This window comes from Sphingopyxis panaciterrulae (assembly GCF_014199295.1).
Taxonomy (GTDB): domain Bacteria; phylum Pseudomonadota; class Alphaproteobacteria; order Sphingomonadales; family Sphingomonadaceae; genus Sphingopyxis; species Sphingopyxis panaciterrulae.
Map to the genome: position 1 here is coordinate 43,648 of NZ_JACIJH010000008.1, position 21,331 is coordinate 64,978.

Annotated in this window: 19 protein-coding genes and 1 tRNA gene; all 20 read left to right on the forward strand. The window is 69.1% G+C overall.

The genetic code is table 11. The features are described from left to right. Positions 1–22: 22 nt before the first annotated feature. The 20 genes from FHR21_RS12555 (at position 23) to FHR21_RS12650 (ending at position 21,329) form a co-directional block, all read left to right on the forward strand. Positions 23–1,555 (forward strand): acyl-CoA ligase (AMP-forming), exosortase A system-associated, encoded by a 1,533-nt coding sequence (locus FHR21_RS12555; protein WP_184098807.1) that lies wholly within the window; start codon positions 23–25, stop codon positions 1,553–1,555. Continuing rightward, positions 1,552–2,781: a pyridoxal-dependent decarboxylase, exosortase A system-associated gene (locus tag FHR21_RS12560; RefSeq protein ID WP_184098809.1), complete on the forward strand. Its 1,230-nt coding sequence runs from the start codon at positions 1,552–1,554 to the stop codon at positions 2,779–2,781. The genes FHR21_RS12555 and FHR21_RS12560 overlap by 4 nt, the downstream gene beginning before the upstream one ends. 276 nt (positions 2,782–3,057) lie before the next feature. Next, entirely contained in the window at positions 3,058–3,711 is a 654-nt protein-coding gene (locus tag FHR21_RS12565) for an XrtA/PEP-CTERM system exopolysaccharide export protein (RefSeq protein ID WP_184098811.1), read from the forward strand. 65 nt (positions 3,712–3,776) lie between these two features. Continuing rightward, the gene (locus FHR21_RS12570; protein ID WP_184098813.1) at positions 3,777–5,321 is read left to right on the forward strand and encodes an XrtA system polysaccharide chain length determinant; all 1,545 of its coding nucleotides are present in this window, start codon (positions 3,777–3,779) and stop codon (positions 5,319–5,321) included. 12 nt (positions 5,322–5,333) lie between these two features. Further along, the gene (locus FHR21_RS12575; protein WP_184098815.1) at positions 5,334–6,341 is read left to right on the forward strand and encodes a P-loop NTPase; all 1,008 of its coding nucleotides are present in this window, start codon (positions 5,334–5,336) and stop codon (positions 6,339–6,341) included. After that, complete coding sequence (locus tag FHR21_RS12580; RefSeq protein WP_184098817.1) at positions 6,341–8,053, forward strand: hypothetical protein; 1,713 nt, start codon at positions 6,341–6,343, stop codon at positions 8,051–8,053. Before FHR21_RS12575 ends, FHR21_RS12580 begins: the two co-directional genes overlap by 1 nt. 23 nt (positions 8,054–8,076) lie before the next feature. Further along, positions 8,077–9,219, forward strand: coding sequence for an XrtA/PEP-CTERM system-associated ATPase (locus tag FHR21_RS12585; protein ID WP_184098819.1), 1,143 nt, complete (start codon positions 8,077–8,079; stop codon positions 9,217–9,219). Between the two features lie 46 nt (positions 9,220–9,265). Then, positions 9,266–10,126 (forward strand): XrtA system polysaccharide deacetylase, encoded by an 861-nt coding sequence (locus FHR21_RS12590; protein WP_184098822.1) that lies wholly within the window; start codon positions 9,266–9,268, stop codon positions 10,124–10,126. After that, entirely contained in the window at positions 10,123–11,199 is a 1,077-nt protein-coding gene (locus FHR21_RS12595; RefSeq protein WP_338113148.1) for a FemAB family XrtA/PEP-CTERM system-associated protein, read from the forward strand. Before FHR21_RS12590 ends, FHR21_RS12595 begins: the two co-directional genes overlap by 4 nt. Next, the gene (locus FHR21_RS12600) at positions 11,199–12,404 is read left to right on the forward strand and encodes a TIGR03087 family PEP-CTERM/XrtA system glycosyltransferase (RefSeq protein ID WP_184098826.1); all 1,206 of its coding nucleotides are present in this window, start codon (positions 11,199–11,201) and stop codon (positions 12,402–12,404) included. Before FHR21_RS12595 ends, FHR21_RS12600 begins: the two co-directional genes overlap by 1 nt. Beyond that, on the forward strand, positions 12,401–13,912 hold the full coding sequence (xrtA, locus tag FHR21_RS12605; RefSeq protein ID WP_184098828.1) for an exosortase A: 1,512 nt from the start codon (positions 12,401–12,403) through the stop codon (positions 13,910–13,912). Before FHR21_RS12600 ends, xrtA begins: the two co-directional genes overlap by 4 nt. Positions 13,913–13,922: 10 nt before the next feature. Then, positions 13,923–15,818 carry an XrtA/PEP-CTERM system amidotransferase gene (locus FHR21_RS12610; RefSeq protein WP_184098830.1) on the forward strand — a complete coding sequence of 632 codons (1,896 nt, stop codon included), beginning with the start codon at positions 13,923–13,925 and terminating at the stop codon, positions 15,816–15,818. 82 nt (positions 15,819–15,900) lie between these two features. Then, positions 15,901–17,091 (forward strand): GNAT family N-acetyltransferase, encoded by a 1,191-nt coding sequence (locus FHR21_RS12615; protein ID WP_184098832.1) that lies wholly within the window; start codon positions 15,901–15,903, stop codon positions 17,089–17,091. After that, positions 17,088–17,954 carry a cupin-like domain-containing protein gene (locus tag FHR21_RS12620; RefSeq protein WP_184098834.1) on the forward strand — a complete coding sequence of 289 codons (867 nt, stop codon included), beginning with the start codon at positions 17,088–17,090 and terminating at the stop codon, positions 17,952–17,954. The genes FHR21_RS12615 and FHR21_RS12620 overlap by 4 nt, the downstream gene beginning before the upstream one ends. 119 nt (positions 17,955–18,073) lie before the next feature. Next, positions 18,074–19,069 (forward strand): IS30 family transposase, encoded by a 996-nt coding sequence (locus FHR21_RS12625; RefSeq protein WP_184098836.1) that lies wholly within the window; start codon positions 18,074–18,076, stop codon positions 19,067–19,069. A gap of 124 nt (positions 19,070–19,193) precedes the next feature. Then, a complete protein-coding gene (gene infA / locus FHR21_RS12630; protein ID WP_003049127.1) occupies positions 19,194–19,412 on the forward strand; it encodes a translation initiation factor IF-1 in 219 nt (72 codons plus the stop codon). Beyond that, complete coding sequence (locus FHR21_RS12635; RefSeq protein ID WP_184098838.1) at positions 19,409–19,999, forward strand: Maf family nucleotide pyrophosphatase; 591 nt, start codon at positions 19,409–19,411, stop codon at positions 19,997–19,999. Before infA ends, FHR21_RS12635 begins: the two co-directional genes overlap by 4 nt. Next, complete coding sequence (locus tag FHR21_RS12640; RefSeq protein ID WP_184098840.1) at positions 19,992–20,960, forward strand: ribonuclease; 969 nt, start codon at positions 19,992–19,994, stop codon at positions 20,958–20,960. The genes FHR21_RS12635 and FHR21_RS12640 overlap by 8 nt, the downstream gene beginning before the upstream one ends. After that, entirely contained in the window at positions 20,950–21,144 is a 195-nt protein-coding gene (locus tag FHR21_RS12645; RefSeq protein ID WP_184098842.1) for a DNA gyrase inhibitor YacG, read from the forward strand. The genes FHR21_RS12640 and FHR21_RS12645 overlap by 11 nt, the downstream gene beginning before the upstream one ends. A 109-nt stretch (positions 21,145–21,253) precedes the next feature. Further along, positions 21,254–21,329, forward strand: a tRNA-Phe gene (locus FHR21_RS12650). The last annotated feature ends 2 nt before the right edge of the window (positions 21,330–21,331 follow it).

Here is a 21,331-nt window from a genome sequence, read left to right on the forward strand (position 1 = left end):
ATCACCACTCTCCTAACAGCCGATGACCAAGATCCTCCATCCACCCTCCTGTCCGATCGACCATCTTGCGCGCCGCGGCGCGCCGGATGCGCCTGCGTTGCTGATCGGCGACAGGGTCGCCCGCTTCGCCGATCTCGACGCCGGGGTCGGGCGGCTTGCGTCGTGGCTGCTCGCACAGGCGGGCGGGCCGGGCGAGCGGGTGGCGAGCTGGAGCGCGAAAACGCGGCTCGCCTGTTTGATGCCGCTCGCCGCGGCGCGCGCGGGGCTGATCCATGTGCCGGTCAATCCGCTGCTCAAGGCGCCGCAGGTCACGCATATCCTGGCCGACAGCGGTGCGAAGCTGCTGGTCACCAATGGCGCGCGGGCCGACTCGCTGGGCGAGGGGCGGCCCGAAGCCTGCGCGGTGCAGGAGTTGACGGTCGCCGAAGCGGCGATCGATTCGGGCGGCGAGGGGCTGCCGCCGTCGCTCGCCGAGCCCGGCGATCTTGCCGCCATTCTTTATACCAGCGGTTCGACCGGGCGGCCCAAGGGGGTGATGCTGAGCCATGCCAATCTGTGGCTGGGGGCGGAGAGCGTTGCCTCCTATCTGACAATCGCGCCCGACGACCGGGTGCTCGGGGTGCTGCCGCTCAGTTTCGATTACGGGCAGAATCAGCTTCTTTCGACCTGGTATGCCGGCGCTGCGGTCGCGCCGCTCGACTATCTGACTCCGCGCGACGTGGTGAAGGCGGTCGCGCGGCATGGGGTGACGACGCTTGCGGGGGTGCCGCCGCTGTGGGTGCAACTCGTCGAAAGCGACTGGCCGGCCGAGACCGCTGCGCTGCTGCGGCGCCTGACCAACAGCGGCGGCGCGCTGACGCCTTCGCTGATCGACGCGATGCGCGCCACCTTTCCGAAGGCCGACATCTATCCGATGTACGGGCTGACCGAGGCATTTCGCTCGACCTATCTCGACCCCGCGCTGGTCGCCAGCCATCCGACCTCGATGGGCCGCGCGATCCCGTATGCGGAAATCCTCGTCTGTCGCCCCGACGGCAGCATTGCTGCCGACGACGAGCCGGGCGAACTGGTCCATTGCGGGCCGCTGGTGGCGCAGGGCTATTGGCAGGATGCGGAGCGCACTGCGCAGCGCTTCCGGCCCGCGCCGCCGTCGTCGATCCATGGCGGCACGGCGGTCTGGTCGGGCGATACCGTGCGGCGCGATGCCGAGGGGCTGCTGACCTTCGTCGGCCGCGACGATGCGATGATCAAGACCGCAGGCAACCGCGTCAGCCCGACCGAGGTCGAGGATGCCGCGGTCGCCTCGGGACTGATCTATGAGGCGGTGGCGTTCGGAGTGCCCGACGCGCGGCTGGGTGCGGCTATCATATTGATCGTGCGCGGCAAGAGCGGACCGGAGGACGCCGATGGGCTGGCGGCTCACCTGCGCCGGACTCTGCCGAACTTCATGCAGCCGCAGACGATCGAATGGCGCGAGGCGCTGCCGCGCAATCCCAATGGCAAGCTCGACCGGGTGGCGATCGCCGCCGAGTGGAACGGAAGGGTGACGGCATGAAGCCGCACGGCCCGATTCCGCCCGGCTACGCCGCCGACGAGAGTGGGATGCTGCTGATCGCCGGCCATCGCGCCGATGCTCTCGCCGACACGGCCGGAGACACGCCGCTATTCGTCTATGACAGCGCGATGCTCGCGGCGCGCGCCGGCGAATGGCGCGCGGCGATGCCGGACGCGGTGCAGCTTCATTATGCGATGAAGGCGAACCCCTTTGCGCCGCTGCTTGCCTTCATGGCGGGCGTTGTGGACGGGTTCGACGTCGCGTCGGGCGGCGAGCTGGCGGCGGCGCTGGCGAGCGGCATGGCGGCCGGGCACATCAGCTTCGCCGGTCCGGGCAAGCGCGACCGCGAACTGGAGGCGGCGGTTTCGGCGGGCGCGACGCTCAATCTCGAATCGGCGGGGGAAGCCGAGCGCGCGCTGGCGATCGCCGCGCGCCTGGGCAGGACGCCGCGGCTCGCGGTGCGGGTCAATCCCGATTTCGACCTGAAAGGGTCGGGGATGAAGATGGGCGGCGGCGCCAAGCCCTTCGGGGTCGATGCGGAGGCGGTGCCGGCGCTGGTCCGCCGCCTGCTGGACGCCGGGGCCGACTGGCAAGGCTTTCATATCTTTGCCGGATCGCAGGCGCTCGATGGCGCCGCGATCGCCGAGACGCAGACGCAGACGGTCGCGCTCGCGGCGCGGCTGGCGGACGAGATCGGCGCGACGCCGCCGCTCGTCAATCTGGGCGGCGGCATGGGGGTGCCCTATTTTCCGGGCGACGCCGCGGTCGATGCGAAGGCGGTCGGCGATGCGCTGGCCGCGACGCTCGAAGCGCGCGACGCGGCGCTGGCGGACAGCCGCTTCGCGATGGAACTCGGCCGCTGGCTGGTCGCCGAGGCCGGCGTCTATCTGACCCGTATCGTCGACCGCAAGCAGAGCCATGGCGAGACTTTCCTCGTCACCGATGGCGGCCTGCACCACCAGCTCGCCGCGAGCGGCAATTTCGGCACGGTCATCCGCCGCAATTATCCCATCGCACTCGCGAACCGCTTCGGCGCGGAGCCGGCCGAGACGGTGTCGGTGGTCGGCTGCCTCTGCACGCCGCTCGACCGGCTGGGCGACCAGGTTGCGCTGCCGCGCGCCGCGGTTGGCGATCTGGTCGCGATCTTCCAGGCCGGGGCCTATGGCGCCACGGCGAGCCCCGCCGCCTTTCTGGGGCAGGGGCCGGCGCGCGAGATGCTGGTGTAACGGCTGACCGGATCGTCACCGTAGTCCTGAGCCCGTCGAAAGGCGCCTATCCGAGAAGCGCCCTTCGACGGGTTCAGGGCTACGGTGATTGACCTTTGCCGGCGGTGGAGAAGCTGTCCCGCATCGGAACAGAGTGCGACGAACCGGGCGCGAACCTAACCCAATACTAACGGTATCTTCACCCTTTCCGGCGATGGCTGACCCTGACGCAATGGCTGTCGCCGCAGGTCTTTGGCCCGCGGCGGCCTCCCCCGGCCGGTCGAAAGGTGATGTGTAATGACGGTCTTCCCCTCGCTTCGTGCCGCGCGCGCCGCGCTGGTTTCCGGTATCGCCGCCACCGCGCTGACCGGCTGCGCCACCGGCAGCGCCGCGCCCGAACTGCCGAGCGCCAATTTCGTCGCGAACCAGGAAGGACCGGGCGAGGAATATATCATCGGCCCGCTCGACGAACTGCAGGTCTTCGTGTGGCGCAACCCCGAGCTGGGCGGCAAGGTGCAGGTGCGCCCCGACGGCCGGATCACCACGCCGCTGATTACCGACATGCCCGCGGTCGGCAAGACCCCGACGATGTTGCAGCAGGACCTGAAACTGGCGCTGAGCCAATATATCAAGGACCCGATCGTCAGCGTCATCGTCACCAGTTTCAACAGCACCTTTTCCCAGCAGGTGCGCGTCGTCGGCGCGACCGAGAAGCCGGCGTCGATCCCGTTCCGCGCCAATATGACCGTGCTCGACGCGATGATCGCGGTCGGCGGCCTGGGCGAATATGCGGCGGGCAACAAGGCGCGCCTCATCCGTTTCGACAAGGGCAGCGGCAAGCAGCACGAATATGCGCTGCGCCTGAACGACCTCATCAAGCGCGGCGACATCAAGGCGAACGTCCGCCTTCAGCCGGGCGACGTCATCATCATTCCCGAAAGCATGTTCTGACGCGGATGTTCGCGCCCGGACTCCACGCCGCCCCGATGCCGATTGCCAAGGATCGATAGCCGACCATGAACAGCCTCTACGACGAATTCCGGGTGGCGTTGCACAGCGTCTGGTCGCGCCGCTGGCTGGTGCTGGGCATCGCCTGGGGTATCTGCATCCTGGGCTGGCTGGCGATCGCCGCGATCCCCAACCGCTATGATTCGCGCACGCGCCTGCTTGTCGACGTCAACCAGATCCTGCCCGACGAGGCGCGGTCCGGCGGTCTGGGCGACCGGCGACAGATCGACCAGATCCGCGAAACGCTGACCAGCGCGCGCAACCTGGAAAAGGTGGCGGTGACGACCGGCCTGCTGCCCGCAGGCGCCAGCGATCGCGAAAAGGCGGGCGCGGTCGCGATGCTGCAAAAGAATATCAAGGTCGTGCCGCAGCAGGACAATATCTTCGAGGTCACCTCGTCGATCGGCGTCGGCAGCCTGTCCGATGCCGACAATGCCAAGCTCGCCTCGGGCGTGCTCGACAGCCTGATTACCGTGTTCCGCGACGACCAGCTTCGCGGTGGCCGGCTCGACGCGCGCCAGAGCCTGAAATTCCTCGACGCGCAGATCGCCGACCGCGAAAAGGCGCTGCGCGAAGTCGAGGGGCGCCGCGCCGCTTTCGAGGCGCAGAATATCGGCCTGATCCCCGGCGGCACCGGATCGCCGGCGCAGCGCGTCGACGCGGCCCGCGCCGAAATCAACCAGATCGATAGCCAGCTCGTCGCCGCGCAGGCGGCGCTGGCGGCGGCCAACGGCCAACTCGCGCAGACCCCGGCGACGATCAACGTGCCGGGCGTCGCCGCGACCGGCGCCGGCGTCGCGCGGCAGCAGCTTGCCGGGGCGCAGAACGAACTGTCGGCGATGCGGGCCCGCGGCCTGACCGATGCCCATCCGGACATGATCGCGATCAAGAGCCAGATCGCATCGCTGAAAGCGCAGGCCGACCGCGAAGGCAGCGGCGGAGGCGGCGGCAATGCCCAGAACCCCGCCTATGCCTCGCTCGCCGCGATGCGCGCCGAGCGCCAGGCGACGGTGAGCGCGCTGTCGGCGCGCAAGGCCCAATTGATGGGCGACGTCGCGAAAATCACCGCGCAGCAGATCCAGAACCCCGGCATCGCGGCCGAATATGACCGGATCAACGGCGAATATACCGCGCTGAAAGCGCAATATGACAAGCTGCTGACCCAGCGCGAACAGGTGCGCCTGCGCGGCGAGGTGCGAACCGAGGCCGACGCGATCAAGATTGAACTGCTCGACCCGCCCTCGAAGCCGACGAGCCCGTCGGCACCAAACCGGCCGCTGTTCCTGAGCATCGTGCTGCTCGCCGGACTGGCAGGCGGGGTCGGCGCCGCCTTTGGCCTCGCGCAGGTGCGGGTCAGCTATCCGACCGCGGCGCGGCTGGAGCGCGCGAGCGGCCTTCCCGTGATCGGTTCGATCACCGAGGTGGTGACGCCCGAGCGCCAGGTCGAGCGTAAGAAGAGGCTGGTCTGGCTGGCGAGCGGCGGGGGCGCGCTCGTGGCGCTCTATGCCCTGCTGCTGATCGCCGAATTCGTCCAGCGCGGCATGGTCGCCTGAGGGGAAGAGACTATGAACGAACACCGCCCCGTCAAGCGCCAGCCCTCGCTGCTCGAACGCGCGGCCGACATGTTCGGCATCGACGCGAGCGCGCATGCGCCGACCATCGATGTCGGCAAGCTGCCGCCCGAGCCCGAGAAGAAGAAGGCGAAAGCCAGCCCCGAACCATCCGTGGAGGAAACGGCGTCCGCCCCGGCCCCCGCCGAGGTCGAGGCCGCGCCGACGATCAAGCCTTCGCCGCGCAAGGATGTCGTGCGCGCCGCGCCGGCCATCGTGCCGACGCGGCAGGGCACGATCGACCGCGAAGGCCTCGCGGCGCGCGGCATGATCGTACCCGGCGCGCCGGTCACCGGCATCTCCGAGGAATATCGCATCGTGAAGCGCGAGCTGATCCGCAATTTCGCGGGGGCCGCGAACCGCCCGGTCGTGCCGCGCGGTCACCGCATCCTGATCGCCTCGGCCAATCCGGGCGAGGGTAAGACCTTTTCCGCCGTCAACCTCGCGCTCAGCCTTGCGGTCGAGGCCGATCACGACGTGCTGCTGATCGACGCCGACATCGCCAAGCCGAGCATCCTGCCGATGCTGGGGCTCGACGAGGGGCCGGGGCTGATGGACGCACTCGCCGATCCGCACCTGCCGCTGGGCGACTGCCTGATCCAGACCGACATCGCGGGGCTGAAGGTGATGCCCGCGGGCACCCAGCATATGAACGACACCGAATTGCTCGCCTCGGCGCGCACCGAGGGGTTGCTCGCGCAGCTCGAACAGGGGGCGCCGGGGCGCATCCTGATCCTCGATTCGCCGCCGGTCCTCGCGGCGTCGCCCGCCGCGGTGCTCGCGGGGCATGTCGGCCAGCTCATCATGGTCGTGCGCGCCGACGAGACGCTCGAATCGGCGCTGCGCGACGCGATCGGGCTGATGGGGGCCTGCCCGCACATCCAGTTGCTGCTGAACGGCGTCAAATATTCACCGGGCGGCCGCCGCTTCGGCACCTATTATGGTCAGGGAGGCGCGTCCTGATGCGCACCAGCTTCGTCACCTTGCGCCGCACGACGGCGCTCGCCGCGCTGTTGCTCGCCGGGACAGCGACCGTCGCGCACGCCCAATGGTCGGGGGACGCCGGACCCGGTTCCGACGCTCCGGGCGCGGCGGATGCCGCTGCCCAGGACGGCCCGCGCGACGGGAGCCGGCGCAGCGAAGATCGCAGGCAGCGCAAGATCGAGGTCAGCCCCTATCTGGAGGTCGGGCAGATACTCAGCGCCGATCTCAAGAACGGCGGTGACGTGCTCACCTACACGATGCTCGCCGCCGGGGTCGATGCCGCGATCGTGACCCGCCGCGCCGAAGTCGCGGCGTCGCTGCGCTATGAACATCGCATCAGCGAGGCGGGTGGACAGGGCGATTCCGATGCCATCAGCGGCATCGCACGCGGCCGGATCGAGGTCGCGCAGGGCTTCAATATCGAGGGCGGTGCGCTCGCGACGCGCACCCGCGCCGATGGCGGCGGCGGCGCCAATATCTTCGGCGGCGGGACGAACAGCGCCGATCTCTATTCGGTATATGCCGGGCCGACGTTCGCGCGGCGGATCGGCAATCTGGACGTCGGCGCAGGCTATCGCTTCGGCTATACCAAGGTCGACATCGACACGCCGAACGTGGTGACGCCGGGAATTCCGCGAGGCAGCAGCTTCGACAGTTCGACCAACCATGTTGCCTGGGCGAGCGTCGGCCAGCGTCCGGGCGAGCTGCCGTTCGGCTGGCAGGTCTCGGGCGGCTATGAGCGCGAGGATGCGAGCCAGCTCGACCAGCGCTTCGAGGGCAAATATGCGCGCGCCGACGTGACCGTGCCGATCGGCCCGACCGTCGCGCTGCTCGGCGGCGTCGGTTATGAGGATATCGAGATCGGCCAGCGCGATCCCCTGCTCGACGCGAACGGCGTGCCGGTGGTCGATTCGAACGGCAGGTTCGTCACCGACAAGACGCAGCCGCGCCAGCTTGCCTTCGATACCGACGGGCTGATCTGGGACGCCGGCGTGATGTGGCGGCCGAGCCGTCGGACCTCGCTCACGGCGCGGGTGGGACGACGCTATGGCGATACGATCTATACCGGCAGTTTCGCTTATCGTCCCGACCATGCCACGATGCTGCAGGTCGGCGTCTATGACGGGATGTCGAGCTTCGGGCGGGGCCTGTCGCGCGGCCTTGCGGCGCTGCCGACCCAGTTCGACCCGACGCGCAACCCGATCGATGGCAGCATCGACCCTTGCGTCTTCGGCCAGGACGGGGGCGGCTGCCTGACTCCGCAACTCGGCAGCACGACCGCCATCCAGTATCGCAATCGCGGCGTTCAGGCCCTGCTGTCGTCGCGCTATGGCCGCTGGAGCTATGGCGTTGGTATCGGCTACGACCAGCGCCGCCTGCTCGTGCCCGCGACCTCGGTGATTGCGGCGCTCGATGGCACGAAGGACGAGAGCTATTATCTCTTCATGACCGCGGCCCGCGAGCTCGACGCGGATTCGAGCCTCGGCTTCTCGGGCTTCGTCAACTATTTCGACAATGGCGCGCCGGGTGCCGCCGACGTCCAGTCGGCCGGCATTTCGGCTTCCTATTCGCGGCGCCTGTGGCGCAACCTCACCGGCAATGCTTCGGCGGCGCTCAACGCTTTCGACCAGGATGGTTTCAACAACCAACTGATCGGGTCGGCCTTCGTCGGCTTGCGCTACGCCTTCTGATCCAGACCCAAAGGGAATTTCCGATGTACGATCAGTTCTATGGCTTCACCGGACGCCCGTTCCAGTTGACGCCCGATCCCGCTTTCTATTTCGAAAGCGGCACGCACCGGAAGGCAATGTCCTATCTGGGCTATGGCCTGGCGCAGGGCGAGGGCTTCATCGTCATCACCGGCGATATCGGGACCGGCAAGACGACGCTGGTCGGGCATCTGATGAACACGATCGATCCGAACCGCCTGACCGCGGTCAAGCTGGTGTCGACGCAGGTCGAGGGCGACGATCTCCTTCGCCTGGTCGCCGAACAGTTCGGCATCGCGTGGGAGGGGGAAAGCAAGGCCGAACTGCTGCGGTCGATGGAACAATATCTGCGCGAACAGGCGCGCGCCGGGCGCCGCACGCTGCTGATCGTCGACGAAGGGCAGAATCTGGCCATCTCGGCGCTCGAAGAGTTGCGGATGCTGTCGAACTTCCAGCTCGGCGGTCATTCGCTGTTGCAGATATTCCTGCTCGGCCAGCCCGAATTCCGCCAGACATTGTTCCATTCGCCGACGCTCGAGCAGCTTCGCCAGCGGGTGATCGCGACGCATCATCTGGACCCGATGGAGCCCGAGGAAGTCGAGCCTTATATTCTCCACCGCCTCGGCAAGGTGGGCTGGACCGGCAATCCGGCGTTCAGCCCCGACGCCTTCGAGGAAATCTTCGATTACAGCGAGGGCGTGCCGCGCAAGCTCAACGTGCTGGTCAGCCGGCTGCTCCTCTATGGCGCGGTCGAGCAATTGTCGCGGATCACCGCGGCGCACGTCCGCGAGGTGATCGGCGAGATCGAGGCCGATCGCGGCATCGACGAGACGACGCTGGTGCCGCCGCCGGTCGAGGCGCCCGCGCCCGCGGCCGCCGAAGCATCGCCCGAATGGCCGGTGGCGGTTCCCGCCGCGGCCGGGCCCGACCGCGCGCCCTTCGCGCAGCCGGCAGCCGAAGCCCCCGCCGCGCCGCGGGCCGACGCGGCGCATATCGACGGGCTGAAGGCGCAGATCGCCGAACTGGAGGCGCGGCTGGTCGAGCAGGACGCGGCGCTGCGTCGCGTGCTCGACCTGTTGATCGAATGGGTCGAGCGCGATCCGGAGAATGCCCCCAATCCCGCCAATTCAAAGGTCTGGGCGGCCTGACGTCCGGCGCCGTTTCGGCTATGGATGGTGTGTGAGGTGAGGGACGATGCAGAACGGCCTGTCGGTCGATGTCGAGGACTGGTTTCAGGTCGGCGCTTTTGAGCGCACGATCGACCGTGCCGACTGGCCGGCGCTCGAATGCCGGGTCGAGGGTAATTGCGACGCGGTGCTGGCGATGTTCGCCGAAGCGGGGGCCACCGGCACTTTCTTCACCCTGGGTTGGGTCGCCGAACGCTATCCCGCGCTGATTCGGCGGATCGTCGAGGCGGGGCACGAACTGGCCAGCCATGGCTATGATCATCGGCGCGTCTTCACCCTGACCGCCGACGAATTCGCGGCCGACCTTCAGAAGACGCGAGCGATCCTTGAGGATCTGGGCGGGGCGCCGGTGCGCGGCTATCGCGCCCCGAGCTTTTCGATCGACGCGCGCACGCCCTGGGCGCATCCGGTCTTGGCCGAACAGGGCTATGCCTATTCGTCGAGCGTCGCTCCGGTGGTTCACGATCATTATGGCTGGCCGCAAAGCCCGCGCCATGCGTGGCGGCCGGTCGAAGGGAGCGATCTGGTCGAGTGGCCGGTGACGACCGCCCGCTTTGCCGGGCGCACGCTGGCGGCGGGAGGCGGCGGCTTCATGCGGCTGTTGCCCTATCGCTTCACGCGCTGGGCGATTGCGCGGATGAATGCCGAGGGGCATCCCGCCATCCTCTATTTCCATCCGTGGGAGATCGACCCCGGCCAGCCGCGGGTCGCGGACGCGCCGCTCAAGTCGAAGATACGGCATTACAGCGGCTTGTCGGCCATGGCTGGCAAGCTGAAGCAGTTGCTGGCCGATTTCGAATGGACCCGCGCCGACGCCCTGCTGCCCGCGCAGCAGCAGCGGGCGGCGTCGTGGCGCGCGGCGGCGTGAGCGCGCCCGTGCAAAATCTGGTGCCGGCGGCCGCTGCGGTGCGCGTCGCGCCGCTCGCCGACCCGGCGGTATGGGACGGTTTCGTTGCGGCGCACCCGGACGCGACACCCTTTCACAGCCGCGCGTGGTGCGAGGCGGTGAGCCGGGCGACGGGGCATGGCTGTCACGCGCTAGCGGCGCTCGACACGGCGGGTGCGGTCGTCGGCCTGCTGCCGCTGCACCATGTCCGCTCGCCGCTGTTCGGACAGGCGCTCGTCGCGAGCGGTTTCGCGGTCGGCGGCGGCATTCTTGCCGACGATCCGGCGGTGGCGGACGCGCTCGCCGAGGCAGTGGCGGCGCTGGCGCGGACGCGCGGCGTGCCGTCGGTCGAACTGCGCGGCGGCCAACCGCCCGAAGGCGAGGGCTGGCACCGCGAGGAAGCCACCTATGCCGGCTTCGCGCGCGATCTGGCGGCCGACGACGACGCCGAACTGCTCGCCATCCCGCGCAAGCAGCGCGCCGAGGTGCGCAAGGCGCTGGCGGGCGGGCTGATGGTCACCACGGGGCGTGGCGTGGAGGAACGCCGCGATCATTATCGCGTCTATGCGGAAAGCGTCCGCAACCTGGGCACCCCGGTCTTTCCGAAGGCGCTGTTCGATGCGGTGCTGGACGCTTTCGGCGCCGATGCCGACATATTGACCGTGCGCGCGGGCGGGCAGCCGGTGGCGAGCGTGCTCAGCCTCTATTGGCGCGGCACGGTGATGCCCTATTGGGGCGGCGGGACCTTTGCCGCGCGTGGGCTGCGCGCGAACGAGATGATGTATTACGCCCTGATGGGTCATGCCCGGTCGCGCGGCTGCACGCGCTTCGATTTCGGGCGCTCGAAACTGGGAACCGGTCCCTTTTCCTACAAGAAGAATTGGGGGTTCGAGCCGCGGCCGCTGGTCTATGCGCGCTGGCTGGCGCCCGGCGAGACGCCGCGCGACACCAACCCCAACAGCGCCCGATACCGCCTGCAGGTTGATCTGTGGAAAAGGCTGCCGCTGTGGGCCGCGAACCGGATCGGGCCGCTGATCGCGCGCGGCCTGGGCTGATGGCCGAAATCTTGTTTCTGGCGCACCGCGCGCCCTGGCCGCCCGACCGGGGCGACCGCATCCGGAGCTGGCATATGGTCGAGGCGCTGGCGAAGCTGGCGCCGGTGCATGTCGCGGCGCTGGCCGACAGCGAAGCCGATGCGGCGCTGGCGCGTGGCAAGATGGCGCCGCTTTGCAAGAGCCTGTGCATCGAAGTGCGCAGGGCGTCGCGCCCGATCGCGCTGGCGCAGGCGGTGCTGCGCGGTGAGCCGGTGTCGAACCGGCTGTTCCGGAGCGCCGCGCTGGCCGAGCATGTCGGCGCGCTGCTGGCGCTGGGGACGGTGACCCATATCGTCGGTTTTTCGGGCCAGATGGCGCAATATCTGCCGGAGCACTTCGCGGGGCCGGTGGTGATGGATTTCGTCGATGTCGATTCGGCGAAATTCGCGACCTATGCCGAACAGGACGGACGCCAGCCGCTCCACTGGGTTCATGCCCGTGAAGCCGTCAAGCTGGGCGCCTATGAAGCGCGGGTGGCGCGCGCGGTCGATGCCAGCCTGTTTGTCAGCGAGGCCGAGGCGATGCTGTTCCGCGAGCGCAGCGGGCTGGATGCCGATCGGGTGCACGCGGTCGGCAATGGCATCGACACGGGATATTTCGACCCCGCGCAGCCGTTCGAGGCGGTGGGGCGGGGGGACGGCCCGCTCGCGGTCTTTACCGGCCAGATGGACTATCGCCCCAATATCGACGCGGTGCGCTGGTTCGCGGCGGACATCCTGCCGCAGGTGCGCGGACGCCACCCGCAGGCACGCTTCGCGATCGTCGGACGCGCGCCGACGGACGAGGTGCGCGCGCTTGGCGCGCTGCCCGGCGTTATCGTCACCGGCGAAGTGCCCGACGTGCGGCCCTGGCTGGCCGCGGCCGACGCCGTGGTGGCGCCGCTGCTGCTGGCGCGCGGGGTGCAGAACAAGCTGCTCGAAGCGATGGCGATGGCGCGCCCGGTGGTCGCCAGCCCCGCCGCGGCGACCGGAATCGACGCGGTTGATGGCGAGCATCTGATCGTCGCCGAAGGCGGCGCGGCGATGGCCGACGCGCTGTGCCGGCTGTTCGACGACCGTGCGCTGGCGGTGCGGATGGGCGCCGCGGCGCGCGAACGGATGATCGCGCGCTATGGCTGGGAGGCGCAGCTTGCGCCGCTCGGCCGGCTGCTGGGGCTGGCGGCATGACCGCCCATTCGCTCTCGCATCCGCGCGGCTGGACGCGCTGGCAGCGTCATATCGCCGGGCTGATGGGGCTTTGCGCCGCGATCCTGATCCTGTTTCACCGCGACGCCGCCGACATGGCGGGCATCTGGTGGAACAGCTCGACCTTCACCCATTGCCTGCTGATGGTGCCGATGATCGGCTGGCTGGTGGTGCAGCGGACGCCGCAATTGAAGACGCTGGCGCCGGCGTGGTGGTGGCCGGCACTCGTCTGGCTCGGCGGGGGCGGGCTGGTGTGGCTGGTGGGCGAAGCGGCGGGAGTCGGGCTGTTTCGCCAGCTTGGCCTGGTCCTGATGCTGCAGGGCGCGGTCGCCGCGGCGCTCGGCGAAAAGCTGGTGCGCGCGCTGCTCTTCCCGCTCGCTTATGCGCTGTTGCTGGTTCCCTTTGGCGAGGAACTGGTGCCGCTGCTCCAGACGCTGACGGCGCGGATCAGCATCGCGCTGCTCCATGTCTCGGGTCTGGAAGCGCATCTGGAAGGCGTGTTCATCACCACCCGCGCCGGCTTTTTCGAGGTGGCCGAGGAATGTTCGGGGGTCAGCTTCCTGATCGCGATGCTCGCCTATTCGGTGTTCGCGGCGCATCTCTGCTTTCGGAACTGGCGGCGGCGGACCGTCTTCGTCCTGCTCGCGCTTGCCGCGACGATCCTTGCCAATGCGCTGCGGGCGTGGGGGACGATGGTCGCCGCCGAGATCTGGGGCATCGAGCGCGCCGGGGGGATCGACCATATCGTCTATGGCTGGGTTTTCTTCGGGCTAGTCATCCTGATCGTGATGCTGGTCGCCCGGCGCTGGTTCGACCGGCCGGCGAACGATGCCGCGGTCGATGTGCGCGGGCTGGGCGGCGCGGTGCGTTTCGCCGCCCCGGCGAAGGCGGTGCTGCCCGCGGCGCTGGCGCTGCCGCTGCTGTTCGCCGGCTGGGCGGCGCTGGCCGGCGGCCGCGCCGCGCCGCTGCCCGCGACCATGGCGGTGGCCGCGCCGGCGGGGTGGAGCGACGTTCGGGCAGCGGGTACGCCGTGGCTCCCGCGCTTCGATGGCGCCGACCAGCGGCTGCGGCGCGATTTCGTCGACGCGGCGGGGCGCCGGGTGGCGGTCGCGATCGGCGGTTATGAGCGGCAGGCGGAGGGGCGCGAGGTCGTCGCCTTCGGGCAGGGCGCGGTCGATCCCGATAGCAGATGGGCGTGGAGCGCCGCGCTGCCCGTCATCGACGGCGGCCGGACCGAGCGGCTGCTCCATCCGGGGCCGGTGCTGCGCGATGCGGCGACCTGGTATGTCGTCGCCGGCCAAGCGACCGGAAACCCCCGCGCCGCGAAACTCGCCGGGCTGAAGGCGCGGCTGCTCGGCGGCGATCCGCGCGCGCTGTCGCTGATCGTGTCGAGCGAGGAGGGGCAGGGCGGGGCGCAGGCGATCGCCGATTTCGTCGCGGCGTCGGGCGGCGCGCAGGCGATGGCTGACCGCGCCCTCGAAACAGGCTAAGCGCACGGACATGTGCGGTATAGCAGGCCTCTATCACCTCGAAACGGCGAAGCCGGTCGATCCGGCGCGCGTCCGCGCGATGCTGCACCCGATGGCGCATCGCGGGCCCGACGGCTCGGGCGAGTGGACGGCGCCCGGCGTCGGTCTCGGGCACCTCCGCCTCTCGATCATCGACATTGCGGGCAGCCCGCAGCCGATGGCGAGCGACGACGAGATGGTGACGCTGACCTATAACGGCGAAATCTATAATTTCCGCGAGCTGCGCGCCGAACTGGAGGATCGCGGCCACCGGTTCCGCACCAGCGGGGATACCGAGGTCATCATCGCGGCGTGGCGGCAATGGGGGCCGGACTGCCTGTCGCGGCTGAACGGCATGTTCGCCTTCGCGATCCACGATCACGCCCGCGGCTGCCTGTTCCTCGCGCGCGACCGGCTGGGCGTGAAGCCGCTCCATTATGTCCGGCTGTCGGACGGGTCGGTCGCCTTCGCGTCCGAACTCAAGGGACTGCTCCGCCACCCGCTGTTGCGGCGCGAGGCGAACCTGTCGGCGGTCGAGGATTATTTCGCCTTCGGCTATGTCCCCGACGACACCAGCATCGTCGCCGGGGTCGAGAAACTGCCCGCCGGGCATTTCCTGCTGCTCGAACGCGGCAAGCCGGTGCCGGAGCCGGTCTGCTGGTGGGCGCCCGATTTCTCGCGCCGCATCCGCGCCAGCGAGAGCGAGGCGGCCGAGCATCTGGTCCACCTGATGCGCGCCGCGGTGACCGACCGCATGGTCGCCGACGTTCCGCTTGGCGCCTTTCTTTCGGGCGGGGTCGATTCGAGCGCGGTCGTCGCGCTGATGGCGGAGGCGAGCGCCAAGGCGGTCAAGACCTGCACCATCGGCTTCGACCAGGCGGCGCTGGACGAGACCGCATACGCGCGGCAGATCGCCGAACGCTTTGCCACCGATCACCGTACCCGCACCGTCGCCGCCGCCGATTTCGCGCTGATCGACCGGATCGCCGACAGTTTCGACGAGCCCTTCGCCGACGCGAGCGCGTTGCCGACCTACCGCGTCTGCGAGCTGGCGCGCGAGGAGGTGACGGTCGCGCTGTCGGGGGACGGCGCCGACGAGGCGTTCGCGGGCTATCGTCGCCTCGTCTTCCAGCATCAGGAGGAACGGCTGCGCGCGATGATCCCCGCGGTGCTGCGGCGCGGCCTGCTCGGCCCGCTCGCGCGCGTCTGGCCGCAGATGGACTGGGCGCCGCGTCCGTTGCGCGCGCGCGCGACGCTGGCCAGCCTGGCGAAAAGCGGGGCCGAGGGCTATGCCGAGGCTGTCGGCGTCACCGGTCCGGCGCAGCGCGCGCGCCTGTTCAACGACGCCGCGCGGCGCGCGCTGGGCGAGCATGTCGCCGAGGCGCGATATTGGAAGGCGATGGCCGAGGCGCCGGCGCGCGAGCGGCTCGACCGGGCGCAATATGCCGACCTGAAAATCTGGCTGCCGGGCGACATATTGACCAAGACCGACCGGATGAGCATGGCGGTCGGCCTCGAGGCGCGCGAGCCGCTGCTCGACTATCGCCTCGTCGAATTCGCGGCGAGCCTGCCGGCGGCGATGCGGGTCAGGGGCGGCACGGGCAAGGCGATCCTGAAGCAGGCGATGGAACGCTATCTGCCCCGCGACATCCTCTATCGGCCCAAGATGGGGTTCGTGACGCCGGTGTCGCAATGGTTCCGCGGGCCGCTCACCGACCAGGCGCGCGCGCTCGCCACCTCCTCGACGCTGGCCCGCTCGGGCTGGTTCGACATGGCGGAGATCGAGCGCATCGTCGCCGCGCACCAGTCGGGCCGCCGCGACCACGGGCGGCTGATCTGGCAATATTTCATGCTGGAAAAGTCGCTGGCGAGATTGTTCGGGATTTAGACGCGTTTCCTCTCCTGCAAGCGGGAGGGGCCTCATGGAATCGCCACATCATCTTAACCCTTGTCGGCTACGCTCGCCGCCGATGACGGTGCATCCCGCCTTTCCGGTCGACGGCGCCCCCGCGCCGGCCGCGTCCGCGCCGCTGACGGTGCGCGTGGTCGACCCGCTGTCGCTGTCGGACGAGCTGGCGGCGGCGTGGGATGCGCTCGCGGCCGAGGCGAGCGAGCCCAATCCCTTCGTCGAGCGCTGGTGCCTGCAATCGGCGCTGCATCTGCTCGACCCCGAGCGGCAGGCGCGGCTGGTGCTGGTCCGCGACGGCAGCGCGGGGCCGGTGATCGGCGTGATGCCGCTCGCCGCGGCGACACATTACGGCCGCCTGCCGCTGCGCCATGTGACGGGGTGGGCGCATCCCAATCATTTCCTGGGCCTGCCGCTCGTCCGCGCCGGGTTCGAACGGCTTTTCTGGTCGATCCTGCTCGGCTGGTGCGACGCGGCGCCCTGGGCGAAGACGCTCGTTCACCTGCCGCGGCTGACCGAGGATGGGCCGCTGCATCGCGCTTTGGTCGACGTCGCGCAGGCACGGGGCGGGGCGGCCGAGACGGTTCACCGCGAGGAACGCGCGCTGCTCGACAGCGACCTGTCGCCCGCCGCCTATTGGGAAGCCGCGGTGCGCGCGAAGAAGCGCAAGGAACTGCGCCGTCAGGCCAACCGCCTCGCCGAACAGGGGACGGTGGCGTTCCGCCGCTGGCGTGCGGGCGACGCGCTCGATCCGTGGCTCGACGCCTTTCTCGACCTCGAGGCGCGCGGCTGGAAAGGGCAGGCGGGATCGGCGCTCGCGAGCCATGGCGAGACCGAAGCCTGGTTCCGCGCCATCGTGACCGCCGCGGCCACGGCCGGAAAGCTCGACCTGCGCGCGCTCGACCTCGATGGGCGGCCGCTTGCGATGCTCGTCCATTTCCTTTGCCCGCCGGGCGGCTTCTCGTTCAAGACCGCCTTCGACGAGGATTATGCGCGCTTCTCCCCCGGCGTGCTGCTCCAGCAGGCGAATCTCGACCTGCTGGGCGACCCGCGCATCGCCTGGGTCGATAGCTGCGCCGCGTCGGGCCACCCGATGATCGACAGCGTCTGGCGCGAGCGCCGCGCGCTGGTCTGGGTCAATGTCCCGCTGTCCAGCGCCTCCGACCGGCTGCGCTTCGCGGCGCTCCGCAGGGTCGAAACCCTGTGGCGGCGCTGGAAGCGCCCCCACTCCCTTCCCGTTCAGGACCAGCCATGACCGCGCATCAGACCATCGACCGCCCCGTCTTTCCCGCCGAGACGCTCGACGCGATGGAGCGCCTCTATCCGTTGCAGGCCGGGTTGCTTCATCACCGCCTGCCCGACCATCCGCTGCTGTCGCTCGCGGCGCTGGCCGATCTCGGCGAGCGGCTGCCGGCCGCGCAGGTCGAATATAATCCGGGCGACCTGCCCGTCGGCATCCGGCCCGAGGACGTGCCCTCGAACGGCCTGTTGATCGGCGAGACGATCCGCACCATCGACAGCAACCGGAGCTGGGCGGTGCTCAAGAATATCGAGAGCGAAACCGCCTATCGCGACCTGCTGCTCGGCCTGCTCGGCGAGCTGAAGCCGGTGGTCGAACCGCGCACCGGCGCGATGCTGACGCCGCAGGGCTTCCTCTTCATTTCGTCGCCGGGCTCGATCACCCCCTATCATTTCGATCCCGAGCACAACATCCTGCTCCAGCTTCGCGGCACCAAGGTGATGAACGTCTGGCCCGCGGGCGACGAGCGGTTCGCGCACCGGACCCAGCATGAGCGCTATCACACCGGCGGCCACCGCAACCTGCCGTGGCAGGACGCTTTCGAGGGCGGACAGCAACGCGTGCCGCTGGCGCCCGGCGATGCGGTGCTGATGCCGGTGATGGCGCCGCATTTCGTCGCCAACGGCGATGCGCCGTCGATTTCGCTGTCGATCACCTGGCGTAGCGAATGGAGCTATCGCGAGTCCGAGGCGCATGCCGCCAACGCCCTGCTGCGCCGGATGGGAATGAATCCTGCGATGCCGCCGCGCTGGCCGGATCATGCGCGCGCGAAGACCGTCGGCTGGCGGATTTTGCGGAAATTGCGGCTGGTGGTCTGAGGTCGCGCGCCCGCATCATCGTCAACCGGACTTGATCCGGGGTCCCGCTTTTCAGGCGTCGCTGAGCGGGACCCCACTGAGTTCACAAACGAAGTGCAACACCTCACACAGGTGCTGCCATGTCGAGATACCGCCAGTTATCGATCGAGGAACGCTGTTCGATTGCCCGTCTTCATGAAGACGGGCAATCGATCCGGCAAATCGCTGCAGCTCTGGATCGCCAGCCGTCGACCATCGCGCGCGAGGTGAAGCGCAACAGCGGCGCCAAGGTGGGCTACCAGCCCGCCTATGCGCAGGCGCAGGCCAATGCCCGGCGCTGGACCGGAACCCGGCTGGAGCGCGACGATGCCTTGCGCGAGGCTGTCCTCGACCGGCTCGCGCAGGGCTGGTCGCCCGAGCAGGTGGCGGGGCGCCTCGCGCGCGATGTTGGACACAAGGTCATCAGCCATGAGACCATCTACCGCTTCGTCCATGCCCAGTTGAAGCGCAGCAACGACCGGCGCTGGCGCTTCTATCTCCCACGCGCCAAGTATAAGCGCGGATGGCGCACCAAGGGCGGATGGCCCCGGCAGACGGGCAAAAGGTCGATCCATGACCGGCCCGCGATCATCGCCACCCGTACGCAGGCAGGCCATTGGGAGGCCGATGCCATGCTCTTCTCGATCACAGGACAGGCGGTCCTTATCGCGCATGAGCGCCACTCCAGGCTGACCATCGCCCTCCGGCAGAACAGCCTCAAGGCCGATCCCGTCGCTGCCGCTCTTGTCCACATGCTGGGGCCCATGCCAGCAGCGCTACGGCGTTCGATCACCTTCGACAATGGAACCGAGTTCAATCGCCATCAGCGCATCGCCAACCAACTCGAACTCGATGCCTACTTCTGCGACCCTCGCGCCCCATGGCAGAAGGGCGGCGTCGAAAACGCCATCGGCAGGCTACGCCGAAACCTCCCCCGAAAAACCAACCTCGACGACTTGCCTCCCAAAGCCATCGACACCATCATCAAAAACTACAACAACACACCCAGAAAATGCCTCGGCTTCCTTACTCCAGCCGAAACCTTCAGACCGTTGCACTTCAAATGTGAATCCACACCCGGATCAAGTCCGGGGTGACGAGAGGGGACACGAGTCCTGCACAACCAAACGGCGTCTCCCCCTTTCATGACAGATCGCTTTCCATTCCGCGCATTTGGAGCTATGGGCGCGCATCCCATATTTTCGAGCCCATAGAGGATAGATGGCGAAGGAAGAACTTCTCGAAATGCGCGGCCAGGTGGTCGAGTTGCTGCCCAACGCGATGTTTCGCGTCAGACTGGAAAACGACCACGAGATTCTGGGCCACACGGCCGGCAAGATGCGCAAGAATCGCATCCGCGTGCTGGTGGGCGACGAGGTGCTCGTCGAACTCACCCCCTATGACCTGACCAAGGGTCGGATCACCTATCGCTTCAAGTGAGCGGCGCGGCGACACCCCCCGCGCTGGTGCTTGCTTCGACCTCGCCGCGGCGGCGCGAATTGCTGGCGCGGATCGGCGTGACGCCGACGCGCATCGCCGCCCCCGATATCGACGAGACGCCGCTGAAAGGCGAATTGCCGCGCGCCTATGTCGCCCGGCTTGCCGAGGCCAAGGCGCGGGCCGTCGAACGCACGGGCAATGAGGTCGTTCTGGCGGGCGACACGACTGTCGCGGTCGGCCGCCGCATCCTCGAAAAGCCGGCCGACGAGGCCGATCTGCGCCGGATGCTCGGCCTGTTGTCGGGGCGGCGGCATCATGTCTTGTCGGGGGTCTGCGTCGTGGGCGCCGACGGGCGCCCGCGCGTGCGGGTCGCCGATACCGTCGTCGCCTTCAAGCGGCTCACCGATGCCGAGATCGACTGGTATGTCGAGAGCGGCGAGGGGATGGGCAAGGCGGGCGGCTATGCGATCCAGGGCCGCGCCGAAGTCTTCGTGCGTTTCCTGTCGGGCAGCCATTCGAACGTCGTCGGCCTGCCGATTTTCGAAACCCGCGCGCTGCTGAGCGCGGCCGGCGTGTCGCTTGGCTGAGTGGCTTATCGAAGCCGGGATCGGCGAAACGCGCGCGGCGCTGGTCGAGGCGGGGCGCATCGTCGAGGCGCGGATAGAACGCGAGGGCGAAGGGCCGCGGGTCGGCGCCGTGCTCGGGGCGCGGCTGGTCGAGCCGGGCCGGGTGCTTCTCGACGCACCGGGCGAACCGATCGCGACCGTCGCGGCGCCGGGGCTGGCGCTGGGCGCGCGGCTGACCGTCGAGATCACCCGCATGGCGCTGCGCGAGCGCGGGCGCGACAAGCCGGCGCGGGCGCGGCTCGCCGAAGCGGACGCCGCGCTGGCGGGCGGGCCCGACCTCGCCGCGCGCATCGCGGCGAGCGGGGTGCCGGTGACGGACCTGCGCATGGGGGATGCCGACCGGCTGGAGGCGGCGGGCTGGTCGGACCTGATCGACCATGTCCGTACCGGTCATTGGCCTTTCGCCGGCGGCGCGCTGTGGGTCGACGCGACACCGGCGATGCTGCTGATCGACATCGACGGCGAGGGCGATCCGCTCGCGCTCGCGAAGGCGGGGGCGGCGGCGGCGGTGCATGTCGTGCGCTGCTGCGACGTCGGCGGGTCGATCGGCATCGACTTTCCGTCGCTGCCGGGCCGGGCCGAACGGCAGGCGATCGACGCGCTGATCGACACGCTGCTGCCGCAGCCTTTCGAGCGCACCGCAGTCAACGGCTTCGGATTCCTCCAGATCGTGCGCCGCCGCGAACGGCCGTCGCTGATCGAGCAGGTGCGATTCGACCCCGTGGCGACCGATGCCGCGCTGCTGCTGCGCCAGGCCGAGCGCGCGGTCGGCACCGGCGCGCTGCAACTGACCGCGCGTCCGGCCGTTGTCGGTCATATCGCGGCGCATCCCGGCTGGGTCGCCGAACTCGGCCGCCGCATCGGCCGGCCGGTCGAACTGGTCGGCGATGCGCAAATGAAAGGAGCCGGCCATGCCCAATAGCGCCCCCGCGAGGCCGCGCCGCTGCCCGCTGTGCGGCAAGCCGCGCGACGAGCAATACAAGCCCTTCTGCAGCCGCGGCTGCCGCGACCGCGACCTCAACCGCTGGTTCGACGAGGGCTATCGCGTGCCCGTCGACCAGCCGCCCGACGGCACCCTCGACGACGATCGTTTCGACGAGGGCTGACGCGCGAAAACAGGTCCCGACCCTGGCGCGACAAAGCCACTGGACAGGACGAAACGCCCTGCCTATAGCCGCCGCTCGCCAGCAGGCCGATCGGCCTCGCGAAGCCCGTGCCCGGGTAGCTCAGTTGGTAGAGCATACGACTGAAAATCGTAGTGTCGGTGGTTCGATCCCGCCCCCGGGCACCATT